Source organism: Oscillatoria sp. FACHB-1407, from assembly GCF_014697545.1.
Lineage (GTDB): Bacteria > Cyanobacteriota > Cyanobacteriia > Elainellales > Elainellaceae > FACHB-1407.
The window spans coordinates 26734-41295 of the sequence record NZ_JACJSA010000016.1 but is presented as its reverse complement, the minus strand read 5'-3'; the positions used below and the strand labels follow the sequence as shown (position 1 = coordinate 41295).

The 14562-nt window shown below is 50.5% G+C and carries 13 protein-coding genes; 8 read left to right on the top strand and 5 right to left on the bottom strand.

Annotated features, from left to right (window positions below):
* Nucleotides 1–15: 15 nt before the first annotated feature.
* Nucleotides 16–1278 (bottom strand): MFS transporter, encoded by a 1263-nt coding sequence (locus H6G89_RS23005; protein WP_190510784.1) that lies wholly within the window; start codon nt 1276–1278, stop codon nt 16–18.
* Nucleotides 1279–1300: 22 nt separating this feature from the next.
* On the opposite strand from H6G89_RS23005, the gene ruvA reads away from it, so the two are divergent.
* The 3 genes from ruvA to H6G89_RS22990 all read left to right on the top strand — a co-directional run bounded on the left by ruvA (nt 1301) and on the right by H6G89_RS22990 (nt 2806).
* Nucleotides 1301–1927 (top strand): Holliday junction branch migration protein RuvA, encoded by a 627-nt coding sequence (gene ruvA / locus H6G89_RS23000; protein WP_190510782.1) that lies wholly within the window; start codon nt 1301–1303, stop codon nt 1925–1927.
* 80 nt (nt 1928–2007) lie between these two features.
* On the top strand, nt 2008–2277 hold the full coding sequence (gene rpsO / locus H6G89_RS22995) for a 30S ribosomal protein S15 (protein ID WP_190510780.1): 270 nt from the start codon (nt 2008–2010) through the stop codon (nt 2275–2277).
* A gap of 7 nt (nt 2278–2284) precedes the next feature.
* On the top strand, nt 2285–2806 hold the full coding sequence (locus H6G89_RS22990; protein WP_190510778.1) for a PAM68 family protein: 522 nt from the start codon (nt 2285–2287) through the stop codon (nt 2804–2806).
* Here the strand turns inward: H6G89_RS22990 and H6G89_RS22985 are convergent.
* Nucleotides 2803–3537: an ABC transporter permease gene (locus H6G89_RS22985; RefSeq protein WP_206758109.1), complete on the bottom strand. Its 735-nt coding sequence runs from the start codon at nt 3535–3537 to the stop codon at nt 2803–2805. The two genes, H6G89_RS22990 and H6G89_RS22985, sit on opposite strands and share 4 nt — an antisense overlap.
* Before the next feature lie 62 nt (nt 3538–3599).
* Nucleotides 3600–4583 carry an ABC transporter ATP-binding protein gene (locus H6G89_RS22980; protein ID WP_190510776.1) on the bottom strand — a complete coding sequence of 328 codons (984 nt, stop codon included), beginning with the start codon at nt 4581–4583 and terminating at the stop codon, nt 3600–3602.
* Between the two features lie 647 nt (nt 4584–5230).
* Here H6G89_RS22980 and H6G89_RS22975 point away from each other — a divergent pair.
* Nucleotides 5231–7888 carry a DUF3536 domain-containing protein gene (locus H6G89_RS22975; protein ID WP_375539705.1) on the top strand — a complete coding sequence of 886 codons (2658 nt, stop codon included), beginning with the start codon at nt 5231–5233 and terminating at the stop codon, nt 7886–7888.
* Between the two features lie 308 nt (nt 7889–8196).
* Nucleotides 8197–8454: a cupin domain-containing protein gene (locus tag H6G89_RS22970; RefSeq protein ID WP_242060086.1), complete on the top strand. Its 258-nt coding sequence runs from the start codon at nt 8197–8199 to the stop codon at nt 8452–8454.
* Nucleotides 8455–8630: 176 nt separating this feature from the next.
* Here H6G89_RS22970 and H6G89_RS22965 read toward each other — a convergent pair whose 3' ends face one another.
* A complete protein-coding gene (locus tag H6G89_RS22965) occupies nt 8631–9596 on the bottom strand; it encodes a vitamin K epoxide reductase family protein (RefSeq protein WP_190510773.1) in 966 nt (321 codons plus the stop codon).
* A 146-nt stretch (nt 9597–9742) separates the two neighbouring features.
* Nucleotides 9743–10600: a photosystem I biogenesis protein BtpA gene (gene btpA / locus H6G89_RS22960; protein ID WP_190510982.1), complete on the bottom strand. Its 858-nt coding sequence runs from the start codon at nt 10598–10600 to the stop codon at nt 9743–9745.
* A gap of 338 nt (nt 10601–10938) precedes the next feature.
* On the opposite strand from btpA, the gene rimO reads away from it, so the two are divergent.
* Genes rimO through H6G89_RS22945 form a run of 3 tightly spaced genes read left to right on the top strand, consistent with a single transcriptional unit; the run spans nt 10939 to nt 14562 of the window.
* Nucleotides 10939–12309, top strand: coding sequence for a 30S ribosomal protein S12 methylthiotransferase RimO (gene rimO, locus H6G89_RS22955; protein ID WP_190510770.1), 1371 nt, complete (start codon nt 10939–10941; stop codon nt 12307–12309).
* A gap of 9 nt (nt 12310–12318) precedes the next feature.
* Nucleotides 12319–13731 (top strand): DEAD/DEAH box helicase, encoded by a 1413-nt coding sequence (locus tag H6G89_RS22950; protein ID WP_190510769.1) that lies wholly within the window; start codon nt 12319–12321, stop codon nt 13729–13731.
* Nucleotides 13732–13758: 27 nt separating this feature from the next.
* On the top strand, nt 13759–14562 hold the full coding sequence (locus tag H6G89_RS22945; protein WP_190510767.1) for a 3'-5' exonuclease: 804 nt from the start codon (nt 13759–13761) through the stop codon (nt 14560–14562).

Here is a 14562-nt window from a genome sequence, read left to right as displayed (position 1 = left end):
CAGGGGCAGTGTTTTTTATTGTACGGGGTAGGCTCGTCGTAAGAGGCGATCGAGGTATTGCAGAATGCCAATAGCGACTACAACACTCAGGGCTGAGACTACCCAGAATCCATCTGCGATCGCCTGAGACTGATCCATTGCCCAACCACCCACGGTGGGACCAATAAAATAGCCCAACGCCCAACACAGAGAGTTAACCGCCAGATAAACGCCACGCAATGAATCAGGAGCGAGGGTAATCACCAGTGAGGACGCCGCAGGCGTGTAAGCTGCCGTAGCGATCGCCATCGTTCCCAACCCTGCCATTGCCCAAAGCAGTTGCCCCATCGCAGTCGTGCCCGTAACCCAAATCAAAATAAAGCCAATGCCCCATGCCAAAGCCGACAAAATTAACACTCTGGGACGACTAAAGCGGTTGAGCCTGCGAGCGATTGGCAGTTGAGTGACAACAGTCAAGCCCATGTACCAGCTAAATAGCAGGGTGAGCGTACCGGGGGCAAAGCCTGCTGCTTCAGTGTGTCGGGAGACAAAGTTGGTAAAGTAGAGCGGTAAGGCACTCTCCATTTGCGACAGGTAAGTCGTAAACAGAATATTGACCGTCACGTAGATTAGCAAAATGCGATCGCTCAGAGCCCTTACCCATCCTTTGAGCATCGGAGGATGAGGCTGATTGGGGTCACGGGTTTCCGCGATCGCCCGATAGACAACCACAAAGAAGATCGCAAAGGAAATCGCATCCACGACAAACAGCGCACGGTAAGCTCCGGTTAGTGTGATCAGTGCCCCACCTAACACGACCCCCAACCCCAACCCCAAATTGTCTCCAAGACGGGTCAGAGCATAGGCTTCGTTGCGTTGATCGGCTTGGGTCAGGTCTGCCACCACTGCTTCTGTTGAAGGCCAATACAACCCCACACCAAATCCCATCAGCAGATTTCCCAGCAAGAATAGGGGAAAGGTGGTAGCGATAGATAGGACAACCGCTGCGAGGGTGGAAATGGCTGACGACAGCAACAAGGTGGGGCGTCGTCCCCATTGGGGCGAATCGGCAAACGTGCCTCCCAGAATTCGACCGACAATACCGCTGATAGACGCGCTGCCGATCCCTACGCCTACAGCTGTGGCAGATAACCCCACTTGATTTACAAAAAAGATAGAAGCATAGAATAAGGTGAATCCGGTGCCTAATTGAGAGAGCGATCGCCCAGCGATTAAGATCCAAACGCGATAGTCAAGTTGGGGCAACCAATCCAAAAATTTTTGAACCAAAAAGCGCATGTAATTTCGGCAACGATTAGCAATGATTAGTTATCTCAAAGGCATCCTGGCAGGCATTCATCGTATCAGTCCTACGCGCGTCATGCTGACCCTGGAGGTTAACCAGATTGGCTACGAAGTGCAGGTCGTGCCTCGACTGTTGCAAGATGTGTCAGCGATCGGCGAAACCATTCAAGTCTTTACCCAGTTACAAGTGCGCGAAGATCAGATGGTGCTGTTTGGATTTGCATCCATGGCAGAGCGCGATCTGTTTCGGCAGTTAATCAGTGTCAGTGGGGTCGGTCCCCAGCTGGCAGTCGCTCTACTGGATACGTTGGGACTACAGGATCTGGTACAGGCGATCGTCACCAGCAACACACGTTTGCTCTCCCGGACACCAGGAGTAGGCACCAAGACCGCCGAACGCATTGCCCTGGAGTTGAAAACCAAGTTAGCCGAGTGGCGAATGCAATCTGGGCTAACCACAATCCCCGATGCGGCTCCAGTGGCGACTGTACAGGAGGATGTAGAGATGACGCTATTGGCACTGGGATACACCAGTGGGGAAATCATGCAAGCCTTACGAGCAGTGGGGCAACAAAAAGCCCTTGCCAAAAATGCTAACGCTGAAGAATGGATTCGGGAGGCGATCGCCTGGTTGAGTCAGTAACCTTCTACTTTTCCATCCCAATCCCCCAGTTAGCTGTGATATGATCAGCGATTGTATTGATAAAGCGACACAAGATTCTCATGGCACTGCTGCAAGAGCGCAAACACGAAATTATCTCTGAATACCAAATTCACGAAACCGATACTGGATCGGCTGATGTCCAGGTTGCGATGTTGACTGAGCGCATTAACAAGCTCAGTGCTCACCTCAAAGGCAACAAAAAAGATCACGCTTCTCGCCGTGGGCTATTGAAAATGATTGGTCAACGCAAACGGCTGTTGGCATACATTCTCAAGCAAGATCAAGAGCGGTATCGCGCCCTGATCACTCGTCTCGGCATTCGCGGCTAAAGCATCTATGTCGTCTGATCCCCAGCCCGATTCTAAGCAAGAGTCATCCAGTCGCGATCGCCTGCCGTTTGAACCTGGCAAAACCCGCAAATCGGGTGACGGCTCTGCCAAAGACAAACCTGAAGCTAAGCCTACTCAGACTCAACCCGTCAAAAAAACAGTATCGCCCATCAAAAAGAAAGAATCTAAACAGGTGGATCGATCGCTGACCGCATCGGCGATCCCTGACACTGTCAGTCGGCGAATGGTGCGACGGATGGCGTTGCTGTGTGGAGTTCCTACATTTTTAGGAATGTCTACCTTTTTCGTTAGCTACTTTGTGGTCACCCAGCACCTGATCGAGTTGCCCAATGTTGCAGTTGTGCTAGTCAGTATGGGCTTCTTTGGGCTGGGTGTACTGGGGCTAACCTATGGCGTGTTATCGGCTTCGTGGGATGAGGATATTCCGGGCAGTGTCATCGGCTGGTCAGAGTTCACCACCAATCTGGGTCGTATGACCGAAGCATGGCGGTCAAACAAAAAGGCTTAAGCACCCATTCCTGAATATTGTTTAAGTCCGCGTCGCCAAAGCCAGCGATTCAGGACAAAGAAAACGGCAATCCAACCCAGTGTCACCAAAATTCCCTGCCCAATGTTGACGGGTAACCCCACCAGGATACTGGCAGGGAAATAAATCATGTAGGGAAACGGTGTCCACTGGACAATTTCGCGCAACAGTGGCGGAAAAATTTCCAGTGGGGCAACCATACCCGAAAGAAACAGATAGAGCAGGAACCAAAACTGCTCGATCGCGCTGGCTCGCTCCGTCCAGAAGGCAAACATCGCGGAGGTGTATTGCATCATAAACCGCAACGTGAACGCCAAAAAAACGGCGACTAAGCAGAGCAAAAGGCTCGGCAAACTCGGCGTCCAGAGAGCCTGAGGATAGAGCAGAAAGAATAGAACCACCAGAATAATAGCGAAGGGCAATCGGGCAAATCGTTCGGCAAAGTGAGAGGCGAAATGATGCCAACCCGGATCAAGCGGCTGCAACAGGCGGAAGGAAAGCTTTCCTTCTACAATCTCTCGCTCAAACTCCCACACGACCCAAACGACGCTAAACTGCCGGACTAGAAAAACGGCAAGAAAATAGCGGGTAAACTCCAGGGGAGACAAGCCAAACTGACCCTCTTGAGCTGCCTCAATCCAAACTCCCATGAGGATCAGGGGTAAGCTCCCCGAAAGCACCCAAAACAGAAGTTCGGCACGATATTCCACCATGTAGGCGTAATACACCGACACCAAAATTCTGGTTTTTCGCATCACATTTTGTATCAAGCGATTCACGACACCACCCCTGCCTGGAACACACGTCCAATCACATCTTCCACTGGGGGATCCGTCACCGTCATGTCCACGACTTCCAGATTGGCAAGCAGGTGAGCGATCGTTTGGGTCAGTTTCTCTTGAGGAACGATGAAGTGTGCAACTCGACCATCAACCGACTGTAAATCACCGTATGCCTGTAAATCGAGGGGCGATCGCACCCGTGCCAGTTCAACGGTGATCTCGCGACAGGGAGCAAAGCGATCCAACAAGCCCTCTAAGCTGCCGTCATAGATCAATCGTCCTTGATGAATCATCAACACCCGCTGACAGAGTGCCGTGATATCTGCCATATAGTGGCTGGTCAGTAATACGGTCGCTTGATACCGCTGGTTATATTCCCGCAAAAATTCGCGGACGCTAACCTGTGCGTTGACATCAAGCCCCAGAGTTGGTTCATCTAGAAACAACACCTGAGGATGGTGAATCAGCGCAGCCAGCAGTTCGGCTTTCATCCGCTCACCGAGCGATAGCTTACGCACGGGTTGGGTCAACTTCTCCTGCAATGAAAGCATCTCAGCCAGTTCGCCAACTCGATTACGAAACTCTGCATCGGTAATGTTGTAAACGGCTGCATTAATTCGCAGTGAGTCGAGCGCAGGCAGATCCCAGAGGAGTTGTTGTTTTTGCCCCATCACCAGGGTGATTTTTTTGAGAAAAGCGGGATCACGTCGAAATGGGATGTGTCCAGCAACAGTCACATTGCCCTGGCTGGGATGAATTAACCCCGTTAGCATCTTTAATGTGGTGGTTTTTCCGGCACCGTTGGGTCCCAGGAACCCAACTATTTCACCTGCGTCGATCGTGAACGAAACATCTTGAACCGCTGAGATCGAACGGTAGGTGCGCCGGAAAAAGTGAGTCAGCGTACCCTTAATACCCGGTTCTTTAATGGCGACCGGATACGCTTTGCTGAGGTTTGCAACAGTGATGATTGACATACTTCTCAGTGTAGGCGATCCGAGTGTGCGCGGTACTTAGATGCTTCATGCAACAAACTATGAGGGGAACATAAGAATTGAAGTGTTTTGTTGCGAAGTGTCAATTTCATTATCTGGCAGGGATGAAGCAGTTTAGGTTAGAATACAGCCCATAATGAACGTCGTTTGAAGACGGCAATCCACAGATTGTTTAACAAGATCCCATCTAAGAATTGTGATTCAAAATCATTCTAAAGATGGAGCGATCCCCGGTAATCTCAACGTTTTGGCGGTTATTTCAAATTTTGAATTTGAGCTACGTTGAGACTGATTGCATCGCACCATAATCTTTTTTCCTGATTCCTGATACGTCTGGTGAAAACATTTCACAGTTGATCACAATTGCTGATTTGAGATTACAAAGCAATTGTTTTAATCATTGTTCCAACCCAATATTCATTGTTTGATGCATTCCTAATTGAGTTGGCGATCGCGTGTAATAGTCATTCTTGCTTGATCTCCACTCAATTGATCCCCGGTTTATTGATCCCCACATTCACTCTTTACTTGGATCGAATCACTCCATGAGTTCTGAACATTTAGAATCTTCTGCTGCACCTTTGACGGGTAAAGCAGTGCTAACTGGCGGTTTAGAGGCAATGCTACCGATGCATCCCTCATCAGCCCAAACAACCGCTGTTGATCCCCGCTCAGTTGATGATCCCTTAAAGGTGGCAAAAGGGGTTTATGTCACGATCCACGGGCATTTCTACCAACCCCCTCGCGAAAACCCCTATCTCAACGCGATTGAGCGGCAGCCAAGTGCGGCTCCATTTCACAATTGGAATGAGCGCATTCACCACGAATGTTATCGTCCCAATGCTTTTGCTCGCGTTTTGAACGATCGCGGTGAATTGATTAGCATCGTTAACAACTTTGAATACCTCAGCTTTAACATTGGTCCAACTTTGATGAGTTGGCTGGAACACTACGATGTTGAGGTTTATCAGCGCATTTTGGAAGCTGATCGCAAGAGTTGTGAGCGACTCAATGGACACGGAAATGCGATCGCTCAGGTCTACAACCACATCATCATGCCGCTCGCGAACGAGCGTGACAAGTACACTCAGGTGCGGTGGGGCAAAGCTGATTTCCGTTCTCGGTTTGGGCGTGATCCCGAAGGCATGTGGTTAGCAGAAACGGCGGTTGACTATGCCACGCTCAAAGTTTTAGTGGATGAGGGCATTCGCTTTATCATTCTGGCTCCCTCTCAGGCGCAGCGATGTCGCATGATCCCCACCGAAGCTCAACCCAATCCTCAATGGCTAGAAGTAGGGGGCGGTCAGATTGATCCCGTGCAGCCTTATCGCTGTTTCTTGCCAGGAGGCGATCCCAATCAGGATTACGTCGATATCTTTTTCTACGATGGTCCCATCTCCCGCGATATGGGCTTCAATGATGTGCTCAGCAGTTCACAGCATCTCGCAGGGCGCATTGGGCAAGCCGTCAGGGGCGATCGCCGCTCAGCCCAACTGATCTCGATTGCCACCGATGGAGAAACATTTGGGCACCACAAAGGTGGCACCGAGAAAGCGTTAGCCTACGCCTTTACAAACGAGTTTGCTAGACGGGGTTGGACAGTGACGAACTACGCTCACTATCTCAGTCTTAACTCGCCTACTTGGGAAGTGGAACTTAAGCCTGTTACCGCATGGAGTTGCTCTCATGGAGTCGATCGCTGGCAAGATAATTGCGGTTGCGGCGGTGGCGGGCTATGGCATCAAAAGTGGCGGCGACCCCTGCGGGATAGTCTTGATTGGCTGCGGGATCAACTGGTAAAAGTCTACGAGGAGGGGGGACGCAAGTTCTTTACCGATCCCTGGTGTGCCCGTGATGAATATATCCAGGTCGTGGGCGATCGCAGCGTGACAACCATCAATCGGTTCCTGTCCGCTCACCAAACCCACAAATTAAATGCCGCTGAACGGGTAGATGCTCTGCGGTTGTTAGAGATGCAACGCCATACCCTGCTGATGTATACCAGTTGCGGTTGGTTCTTTGATGAAGTCTCTCGTCCAGAAGGAACTCAAATTCTCCGATATGCGGCTCGTGCATTGGAACTGGCAGGCGATGTCGCTGGAGTTCAGCTTGAAAAAGCCTTTATCAAGCGATTGGCAGCGATCCCCAGCAATGTAGACTTCTTCCCATCGGGGGCTGAGGTTTATCGACAACTCGTGATCCCAGCCCAAATTAATCTCAATCAGGTTGCTGCTCACTACGCCATTAGTTCGCTGTTTACCTCCTACGCAGCGGAACAGCGCGTCTACTGTTACACCGCTCATCAGTTGGATTATCAACTGCAACGTCTGGGCGCGTTGACTCTGGCGATCGGGCAGGTGCAACTCACTTCTGAAATTACTCGCGAAAGTGCCAATCTCGTATTCGCTGTATTGCACTTAGGGGGTTGGGATTTCCATTGTTGCATTCAACCCTTTGAAGGGCGCAGAGCCTACACCCAGTTAAAGGAGTCCTTAGCGGAAACGTTACGTTCTGGCAGTGCAGCTCAGGTGATATTGACCATGAGCCGCACCTTTGGGGATCAGTCGTATAGTTTGCAAAACCTGTTCGCAGAGGAACGCCATCGCATTATGCGATTGCTTAGCCAGGAGACGCTGACACGCTTGGATCAGCTGTATACCCAGGTTTACCGAGACAACTATGGCATCCTGATGGCGTTTCATCGGGATGAGTTAGATGTGCCACAGGAGTTACAGGTTGCCGCTGAGATCGCCATTGGTCATCGGGCGTTGACCTCTTTGCAGGCTCTCGATCGTGAAACAAGCGATCTCCCCGTCAGCCATCCTCAACTTTGTTTGGGGCACATCACTGAGTTAGAGGCGATCGCCACCGAAGTTCACCATCTACGCTGTCAACTCAAACAACCGCAAATGCGTCAGATTCTAGAGCAATTGGTGCTACGGTTGCTCTGGCAGGTGTTGCACGCATCAGATGCAAACGTAACCCACTTCACCGTGAGCATGCTAGAGCGGTTAGTGGATCTGGGACAGCAACTTCATCTCAATCCATCACTGGCACGCGCTCAAGAACTCTACATCAAAAATCTACACACACAAATTTTGCCCCAACTGGCGGCTCACTCGCCTCTCAACCAAGCGTTACTCAAGGGCAAGCCAGAGGCTGTACCTCCCATTCAAGTCAGCTCAGAGGTCACATGGAATCTAGAACAACTTCATGCCCTCCTGAGATTGGGTCAAAAATTGGCAGTTGATGTGGAAGCGTGGTTGGCACACCTCAGCTCTCCCTAATCACAGGAGGCTGTGCCATAGTATTGAATGAACTTTAGGCAGATCTCCAGTTTCTCGCTCAGAAGCTGGGGATCAACTTATAAAGCCTCTAACCCTGTCCTATAGCAACTGTCGAGACAGTTATAACCGTAGCCAATTCAATGGGGCGGGGGTGAGTCAGGAAGCTTGCCCAGCATCAGGGTTTGAGCCATTGCCTTTGCCTTAAGCTTTCTGACCAAAGCTATAAGACCAGGGGGCGTAGAGGCTGTGTGCCCTCAGTCGGGGGTTCCACCCCTGCAACCTGTCCTGATCAACTCTTCAGTTTCCATATGAAACTAATCTCTCTGGAAAACCTGCCCACAGAGCAGGTATCTCACAATCCCGCCATCCACAAAAAGGTGATGTTGCGATCGCACGATTTGCCACACCTCACCAATTTCTCTCAAGCCTATTTTGCACCAGGGCAAGTTGCCTCAGCTCACGCCCACCACGATATGTGTGAAGTCTTTTTTGTGGAATCAGGGACGGGGATCATCCGGATTGACGGAACGGCAATACCATCACACCAGGCACCTGCATTGCTGTAGAGCCAGGTGAAACTCACGAAGTCGTGAACACAGGTGATGAATTACTCGTGCTCACCTATTTTGGGCTACGGATTACCCCTCCAGAAAACCCCCTAGCAAAACAATAGGGACATGGTATGCCATGTCCCCATATAGAATTGCGGTTTAATCAATTCGTGATTCTTGAGGTAAGGGAGTTAGTTTTGGAAGTTGCGCGGTCCTTGATAGCCAGAGGCATCCGCCAACTGATCCAACGATTGCGTCCCCAAATAAAACTGTCCATTGATCTCCCAACTGGGAAATCCAAACCGTTCTCCAGTAGCTTGTTCAACCTTTTGGGCAACACTTTGGCAAATCTCAGGCTTGGGATCGCGCCCACTGGGATCACACTCAATGTAAGTGATCTCGCGCACTGCCTCTGCCCCAAACAGTTGCTTTTGGTCATGGCAATGCGGGCACCAGTAAGCCCCATACATTTTTGCTCCCACCTGTTTTAAGTGACGAGCCAGTGCCAGTTCGGCTTGTCCCGATGTGGTTGTAACCGCTGGACCCGTTTGTCCAGGTGCTGAGGGATCGGTTTGCGCAGAAGAAAGACCTGCATTGGCGTACACACCCAACGACCCCACTAAAACCACCATCCCCACTAAGAAGAAAGTGAGGACAAGTTGACCAATATCCTCCCACGATCGCCCAATCAACGTGAGGATAAACAGGGTCGTCGCAAAAATCGCAGACACAATACAGTAAATACAGATGCTATTGATGCCATAAACCGCGACAAACTGAGTCGCCATGATGTACATCAAATAGGCACTAAAGACCATCATGGCTGTCGCACCAGCGAACAAAAGTAGCCACGTCCAATTATCCAGGTTTCGGCGTAGCTCTTGATTGTTCTCCCCTTTGACAGCCAATGGAGCGAGGGCAAACACTGCCATTCCAATGTATGCCAGCAGCCCAAAGAGCGACAGGGGGATACCCAGAATGTAGGCATATTCGCTCGACAGAACTTGCTCACACCCGCTGGTTGGGCAGGCTGTTTCAGCACCTAACAGCTTTGTAGCCGTGATATAGGCAGTGTTAATCGCTCCCAAGATGGCGATCGCCCCAATCAGGTAGCGAGAATTGCGGTGAATCCAGGGAGTTTGACGGCGACGGCTCATAGATTTAGCAGTGGCTAGTTCAACGTAAGGTCTAATAACAAAAGTGTCTCGATGAAGAGGGCATTAACCCAACTCAGATGGACGTCTCTATTTTGGCTCGAATTTATCCAGAGTGGATCGAGAGTTAACATTTACGGGGTTAACCTTTACTCTGAGAACGAGGAAACCGCTACTGACGACACAGAATTGGTCTGAGTCTTTGCCACCAGGCTACGCCGCATTGCCTCAACAAACTGGCTAACCCGAATCGGGTCAATCGGTTGCTCAATGCGTCCTCGTCGTTTGAGAGAACTGGAGACGATCGCCCCATCCGCCGCTTGAATCAACGTCGAAATATTCTCCCAATCCGCCCCACTGCCAATAAAGACAGGAGTCCCATTAGCAGCCGCAGTCGCTAACTCCAGATCTTCTAGACTGGGAGGGCTACCCGTCGCCCATCCCGACAAAATCACGGCATCCGCCAACCCACGCTCAATCGTTTCTTGAACAGCGGTGGTTAGATTCGGTGACCCCAACGGACGAGCATGTTTAACCAAAACATCCGCAAAAATCTTGACATCGCTGCCCAACTCCCGACGATAGCGCAGCAACTCGTGAGCCTGCCCTTCAATTAAGCCCTGGTCAGTTGCCATCACACCCGTCAAAACATTGACTCGAATGAACTGGGCTTGCGTGCAGGTGGCGATCGCCATCGCGCTGCGAGCATCATTTCGCAGCACATTAACCCCAATCGGCAACGTAACTAGATGCTTTAGCCTTTCTACCACCAGGCTCATCGTACTAACCACAGCAGGGTCAACACAATCTTTGGCAAAGGGAGCATCAAAAAAATTTTCTACAATAATGCCATCTACCCCACCAGACGCAAGGGCAGTGGCTTCCTGTTCTGCTCTGTCAATGACAGCCTTGAGACTACCCCCCCAACGTGGAGCAGTGGGCAACGGTAGCAAATGAACAACGCCAATAACAGGATGATCGGTCTTGAAAATTTGATTTAAGTCCACGTTTCTAAAATTCGGACTCGGCACAGTTAAGGAAAGATTGGAATGGAATCACTCCACCATCCCTAAACTTACTTTAACAGCAATGGGTGACAGAGGGGTGGCGAGGGAGAAGATGGAGTAGCAGGGCTGAAAAGCACAAAATTAAAGCAAGGTGTAAATTGTGTAGATATGTTATGCAAACTTGCGTTAAGATAGTAAGGCAACCACTTCGCGATTGCAGTTGACGGTATCTGTTGGGTTTCAACGGATGAGGAAGTAGAAGACCATTCCGTTAATGATGCGATCGCTCCACTGCATTATCGACGACTCTCTAATTCACTCACACACGACGAAACTGCATGGGCAATAAGCCGACCGTCGCTGTCTCTCATCTAGGCTGCGAAAAGAATCGAGTTGATACTGAACATATGCTGGGTCTGCTGGTACAGGCAGGCTACCAAGTAGATTCCAACGAAGAACTGGCAGAATATGTCATCGTCAATACCTGTAGCTTTATCCAATCAGCACGGGAGGAATCGGTTCGCACTCTGGTTGAGTTAGCAGAGGCACAGAAAAAGATTGTAATTACCGGGTGTATGGCTCAACACTTTCAGCAAGAATTGCTGGATGAGTTGCCAGAAGCCGTAGCTGTTGTAGGTACTGGCGACTATCACAAAATTGTTGATGTCATTCAGCGCGTAGAATCAGGCGAGCGGGTTAAAGAAATCTCTGCGGAACCTGTTTATATCGCAGATGAAGTCACTCCCCGCTATCGCACCACTACCGAAGGGGTCGCCTACCTTCGAGTGGCAGAGGGCTGTGACTATCGCTGTGCGTTTTGCATCATTCCTCATTTGCGAGGAAAACAGCGATCGCGCTCGATCGAGTCGATCGTCACTGAGGCAAAGCAACTTGCCAGTGAAGGGGTACAAGAGATTATTCTGATTTCCCAGATCACTACTAATTATGGGCTAGACTTATATGGTGAGCCTAAGTTGGCAGAGCTACTGCGGGCATTGGGTGAGGTTGATATTCCTTGGATTCGCATGCACTATGCTTATCCCACTGGGTTAACGCCTAAGGTGCTGCAAGCGATCCAAGACGTTCCCAATGTCTTGCCTTACTTAGATCTACCGCTGCAACATTCGCATCCTGAAGTTTTGAGGATGATGAATCGCCCCTGGCAGGGGCATGTGAATGACAGCATCATTGAGCGGATCAAAACCGCCATTCCCCAAGCTGTTCTTCGGACAACGTTTATCGTGGGTTTCCCTGGCGAAACGGATACGCATTTTAACCATCTAGTGCAATTCGTTCAACGCCACGAGTTTGATCATGTTGGCGTGTTTACATTTTCCCCTGAGGAAGGCACTCCGGCGTATGACCTACCGAACCAATTGCCGCAAGCCGTTATGGATCAGCGGCGATCGCACTTGATGCAGGTGCAGCAACCGATTTCATTGCAGCGAAATCAGGCAGAGGTTGGCAAGGTTGTAGATGTCCTGATTGAACAACAACATCCAGACACAGGAGAACTGATCGGGCGATCGCCGCGATTTGCACCTGATGTAGATGGTCTGGTGTACGTTCAAGGCGACGCTCCGCTTGGAAGGCTTGTACCGGTGGTGATTAACGCTGCCGATGTGTATGACCTTTACGGTCAGATTGCTGACCCCACTAACAATCAACCCAGAGGCGCGTTTAATCGTGTCTCTATCAATTCACTTTAAGGAGACTCGATGACCCTTTCATTCCACAGTTTAGGCTTATCAGAAGCCCGTTTGCGCCATCTTGAGAAACTTGGATTTACAGCTCCAACACCGATTCAGGCACAAGCCATTCCACACCTATTGTCAGGGCGAGATGTTGTGGGGTTAGCCCAGACTGGAACGGGTAAAACAGCGGCTTTCTCGCTGCCGATGTTAGAGCAGATCGACCTCAATAGTCGCGCTGTACAGGCACTGATCCTGACTCCCACTCGTGAGCTAGCCATTCAGGTTTATCAAGCGATTCGCTCATTTAACGAAGATCGTCGCCTACATGTTCTACCGATTTACGGCGGACAGTCGATCGAAATGCAAATTCAACGTCTGCATCGAGGTGTGCAAGTTGTTGTGGGTACACCCGGTCGGGTACTCGACTTGCTAAAGCGGGGCGACTTGAAATTAGACCGCCTGGGCTGGATCGTGCTAGACGAAGCCGATGAAATGCTCAACATGGGCTTTATTCAAGATGTTGAGAAGATTCTGAGCCAGGCTCCGTCTGAGCGTCAAACTGCCTTTTTCTCTGCCACGATGGAACCTTCCATTCGAGAGCTGGCGACTAAGTTTTTGCGATCGCCCGTCACGGTTAGTGTTGAGCAACCTAAAGCGGCTCCCGCTAAAATTAACCAGATTGCTTACATGGTGCCCCGTGGTTGGACAAAAGCCAGAGCTTTACAACCGATTCTAGAACTTGAAGACCCAGAATCTGCTTTGATCTTTGTTCGGACTCGCAAAGCTGCGGCTGAGTTAACTCGTCAACTGCAAGCCGCAGGACACAGCGTTGATGAATATCACGGCGATTTGAGCCAGGCCCAGCGGGAACGACTACTGCTGCGCTTCCGCCAGAGACAAGTGCGTTGGGTCGTAGCTACTGATATTGCAGCCCGTGGCTTGCACGTCGAAGATCTCACCCATGTGATCAACTACGACTTGCCTGAGAGCGTTGAGAGCTATGTTCACCGCATTGGGCGAACTGGGCGTGCTGGTAAAGAAGGAACGGCGATTTCGCTGGTTCATCCTCTTGACAAGCGCAAACTCCGTGACATCGAACAGCACATTCGTCAGAGACTCCAGTGGGGTAATATTCCCACCCGTGCTCAGATTGAAGCTCGCTACCTGGAAAAGTTGCAAGCTAAAGTGCGTGAAGCCCTCTCTGGCGAGCGGTTAGCCTCCTTCCTGCCGATTGTGGCAAATCTGAGCGACGAGTATGACCTGAGAGCAATCGCCGCTGCTGCATTGCAGATGGCACACGACCAGACTCGCCCCAGTTGGATGCGGATGGATCAGGGCTACAACGAAGACCCACAACCTGCTGATGAATCGGCATCCCACTCCAGTGAGAAGCCTAAGCTGATCAAGCGCAAGACTTCGGCAACTCCCAAAGCTTAAGACGCCAGTCAGTCGTAGATCGGTTGAATGTTATCTACTGAACTACTCATTAACTACCGTCAGCTGAGTCAAACCCAGTTGACGGTAGTTGATGTTGAGACTACAGGTTCTCTGGCTTACAACAGTCGCATGACTGAGATCTCAGTGCTGCAAGCCACGCTGAGCGACGGTATTTTGTGGCACGACGCCCATCTGATTAATCCAGAAACTCTCATTCCACCCAAAATTGTGCAGGTGACAGGCATCTCTCAGCGCATGGTAGACGCTGCACCAACGGCAAGGGATGTGTTGCCCTCCTATTTGCCCAGGTTGGCGGTGAGCACACTGACAGCTCACAATCTCGAATTTGATTACTCATTTCTTAAAACTGAATATGCCCGTTTGGGGACTCAATTTGCTCGTCCCGTCAGTGAGCAATTGTGTACAGTGATTTTGGCTCGGCTAATGTTGCCGGATCTGCCTTCGCGCAGTCTCCCCAACCTGGTCAGTCACTTTCAGTTTAATGTTGAAACCTCTCACCGTGCTAAAGCTGACACGCTTGCCTGTTGGCTTTTAGCAAAACGTCTGTTGACAGAGATCGCTAACGAACCAGATGAGTTGCTGTTAGCCCGTTTTGCCAAGCAGTGGTTGCCCTTGAGGGATGCTGCTAAGCTGTTGCATTGTTCTCAGAAAGAGGGGCGATCGCGCCTGACCAAAGCTGAAGTTCCCTGTCGAGAAGTCGGACGTGGAACTAACCGCACTTTAATGTATCGACGCGGCGATGTGGAGCAAGTCTTCTATGAATTGCAGGGAGGGCAACAACTTTCTTTTGCCGACATGCATAAGGACTAA

What these genes read in the sequence shown, in the direction of transcription:
- rpsO (WP_190510780.1), top strand. Translation starts at nt 2,008, where the DNA reads ATGGCACTGCTGCAAGAGCGCAAACACGAAATTATCTCTGAATACCAA.
- rimO (WP_190510770.1), top strand. Translation starts at nt 10,939, where the DNA reads ATGGGCAATAAGCCGACCGTCGCTGTCTCTCATCTAGGCTGCGAAAAG.
- H6G89_RS22950 (WP_190510769.1), top strand. Translation starts at nt 12,319, where the DNA reads ATGACCCTTTCATTCCACAGTTTAGGCTTATCAGAAGCCCGTTTGCGC.
- H6G89_RS22990 (WP_190510778.1), top strand. Translation starts at nt 2,285, where the DNA reads ATGTCGTCTGATCCCCAGCCCGATTCTAAGCAAGAGTCATCCAGTCGC.
- H6G89_RS22945 (WP_190510767.1), top strand. Translation starts at nt 13,759, where the DNA reads ATGTTATCTACTGAACTACTCATTAACTACCGTCAGCTGAGTCAAACC.
- H6G89_RS22980 (WP_190510776.1), bottom strand. Translation starts at nt 4,583, where the DNA reads ATGTCAATCATCACTGTTGCAAACCTCAGCAAAGCGTATCCGGTCGCC.
- H6G89_RS22975 (WP_375539705.1), top strand. Translation starts at nt 5,231, where the DNA reads ATGCATCCCTCATCAGCCCAAACAACCGCTGTTGATCCCCGCTCAGTT.
- H6G89_RS22965 (WP_190510773.1), bottom strand. Translation starts at nt 9,596, where the DNA reads ATGAGCCGTCGCCGTCAAACTCCCTGGATTCACCGCAATTCTCGCTAC.
- ruvA (WP_190510782.1), top strand. Translation starts at nt 1,301, where the DNA reads ATGATTAGTTATCTCAAAGGCATCCTGGCAGGCATTCATCGTATCAGT.
- H6G89_RS22985 (WP_206758109.1), bottom strand. Translation starts at nt 3,537, where the DNA reads ATGGTGGAATATCGTGCCGAACTTCTGTTTTGGGTGCTTTCGGGGAGC.
- H6G89_RS22970 (WP_242060086.1), top strand. Translation starts at nt 8,197, where the DNA reads ATGAAACTAATCTCTCTGGAAAACCTGCCCACAGAGCAGGTATCTCAC.
- H6G89_RS23005 (WP_190510784.1), bottom strand. Translation starts at nt 1,278, where the DNA reads ATGCGCTTTTTGGTTCAAAAATTTTTGGATTGGTTGCCCCAACTTGAC.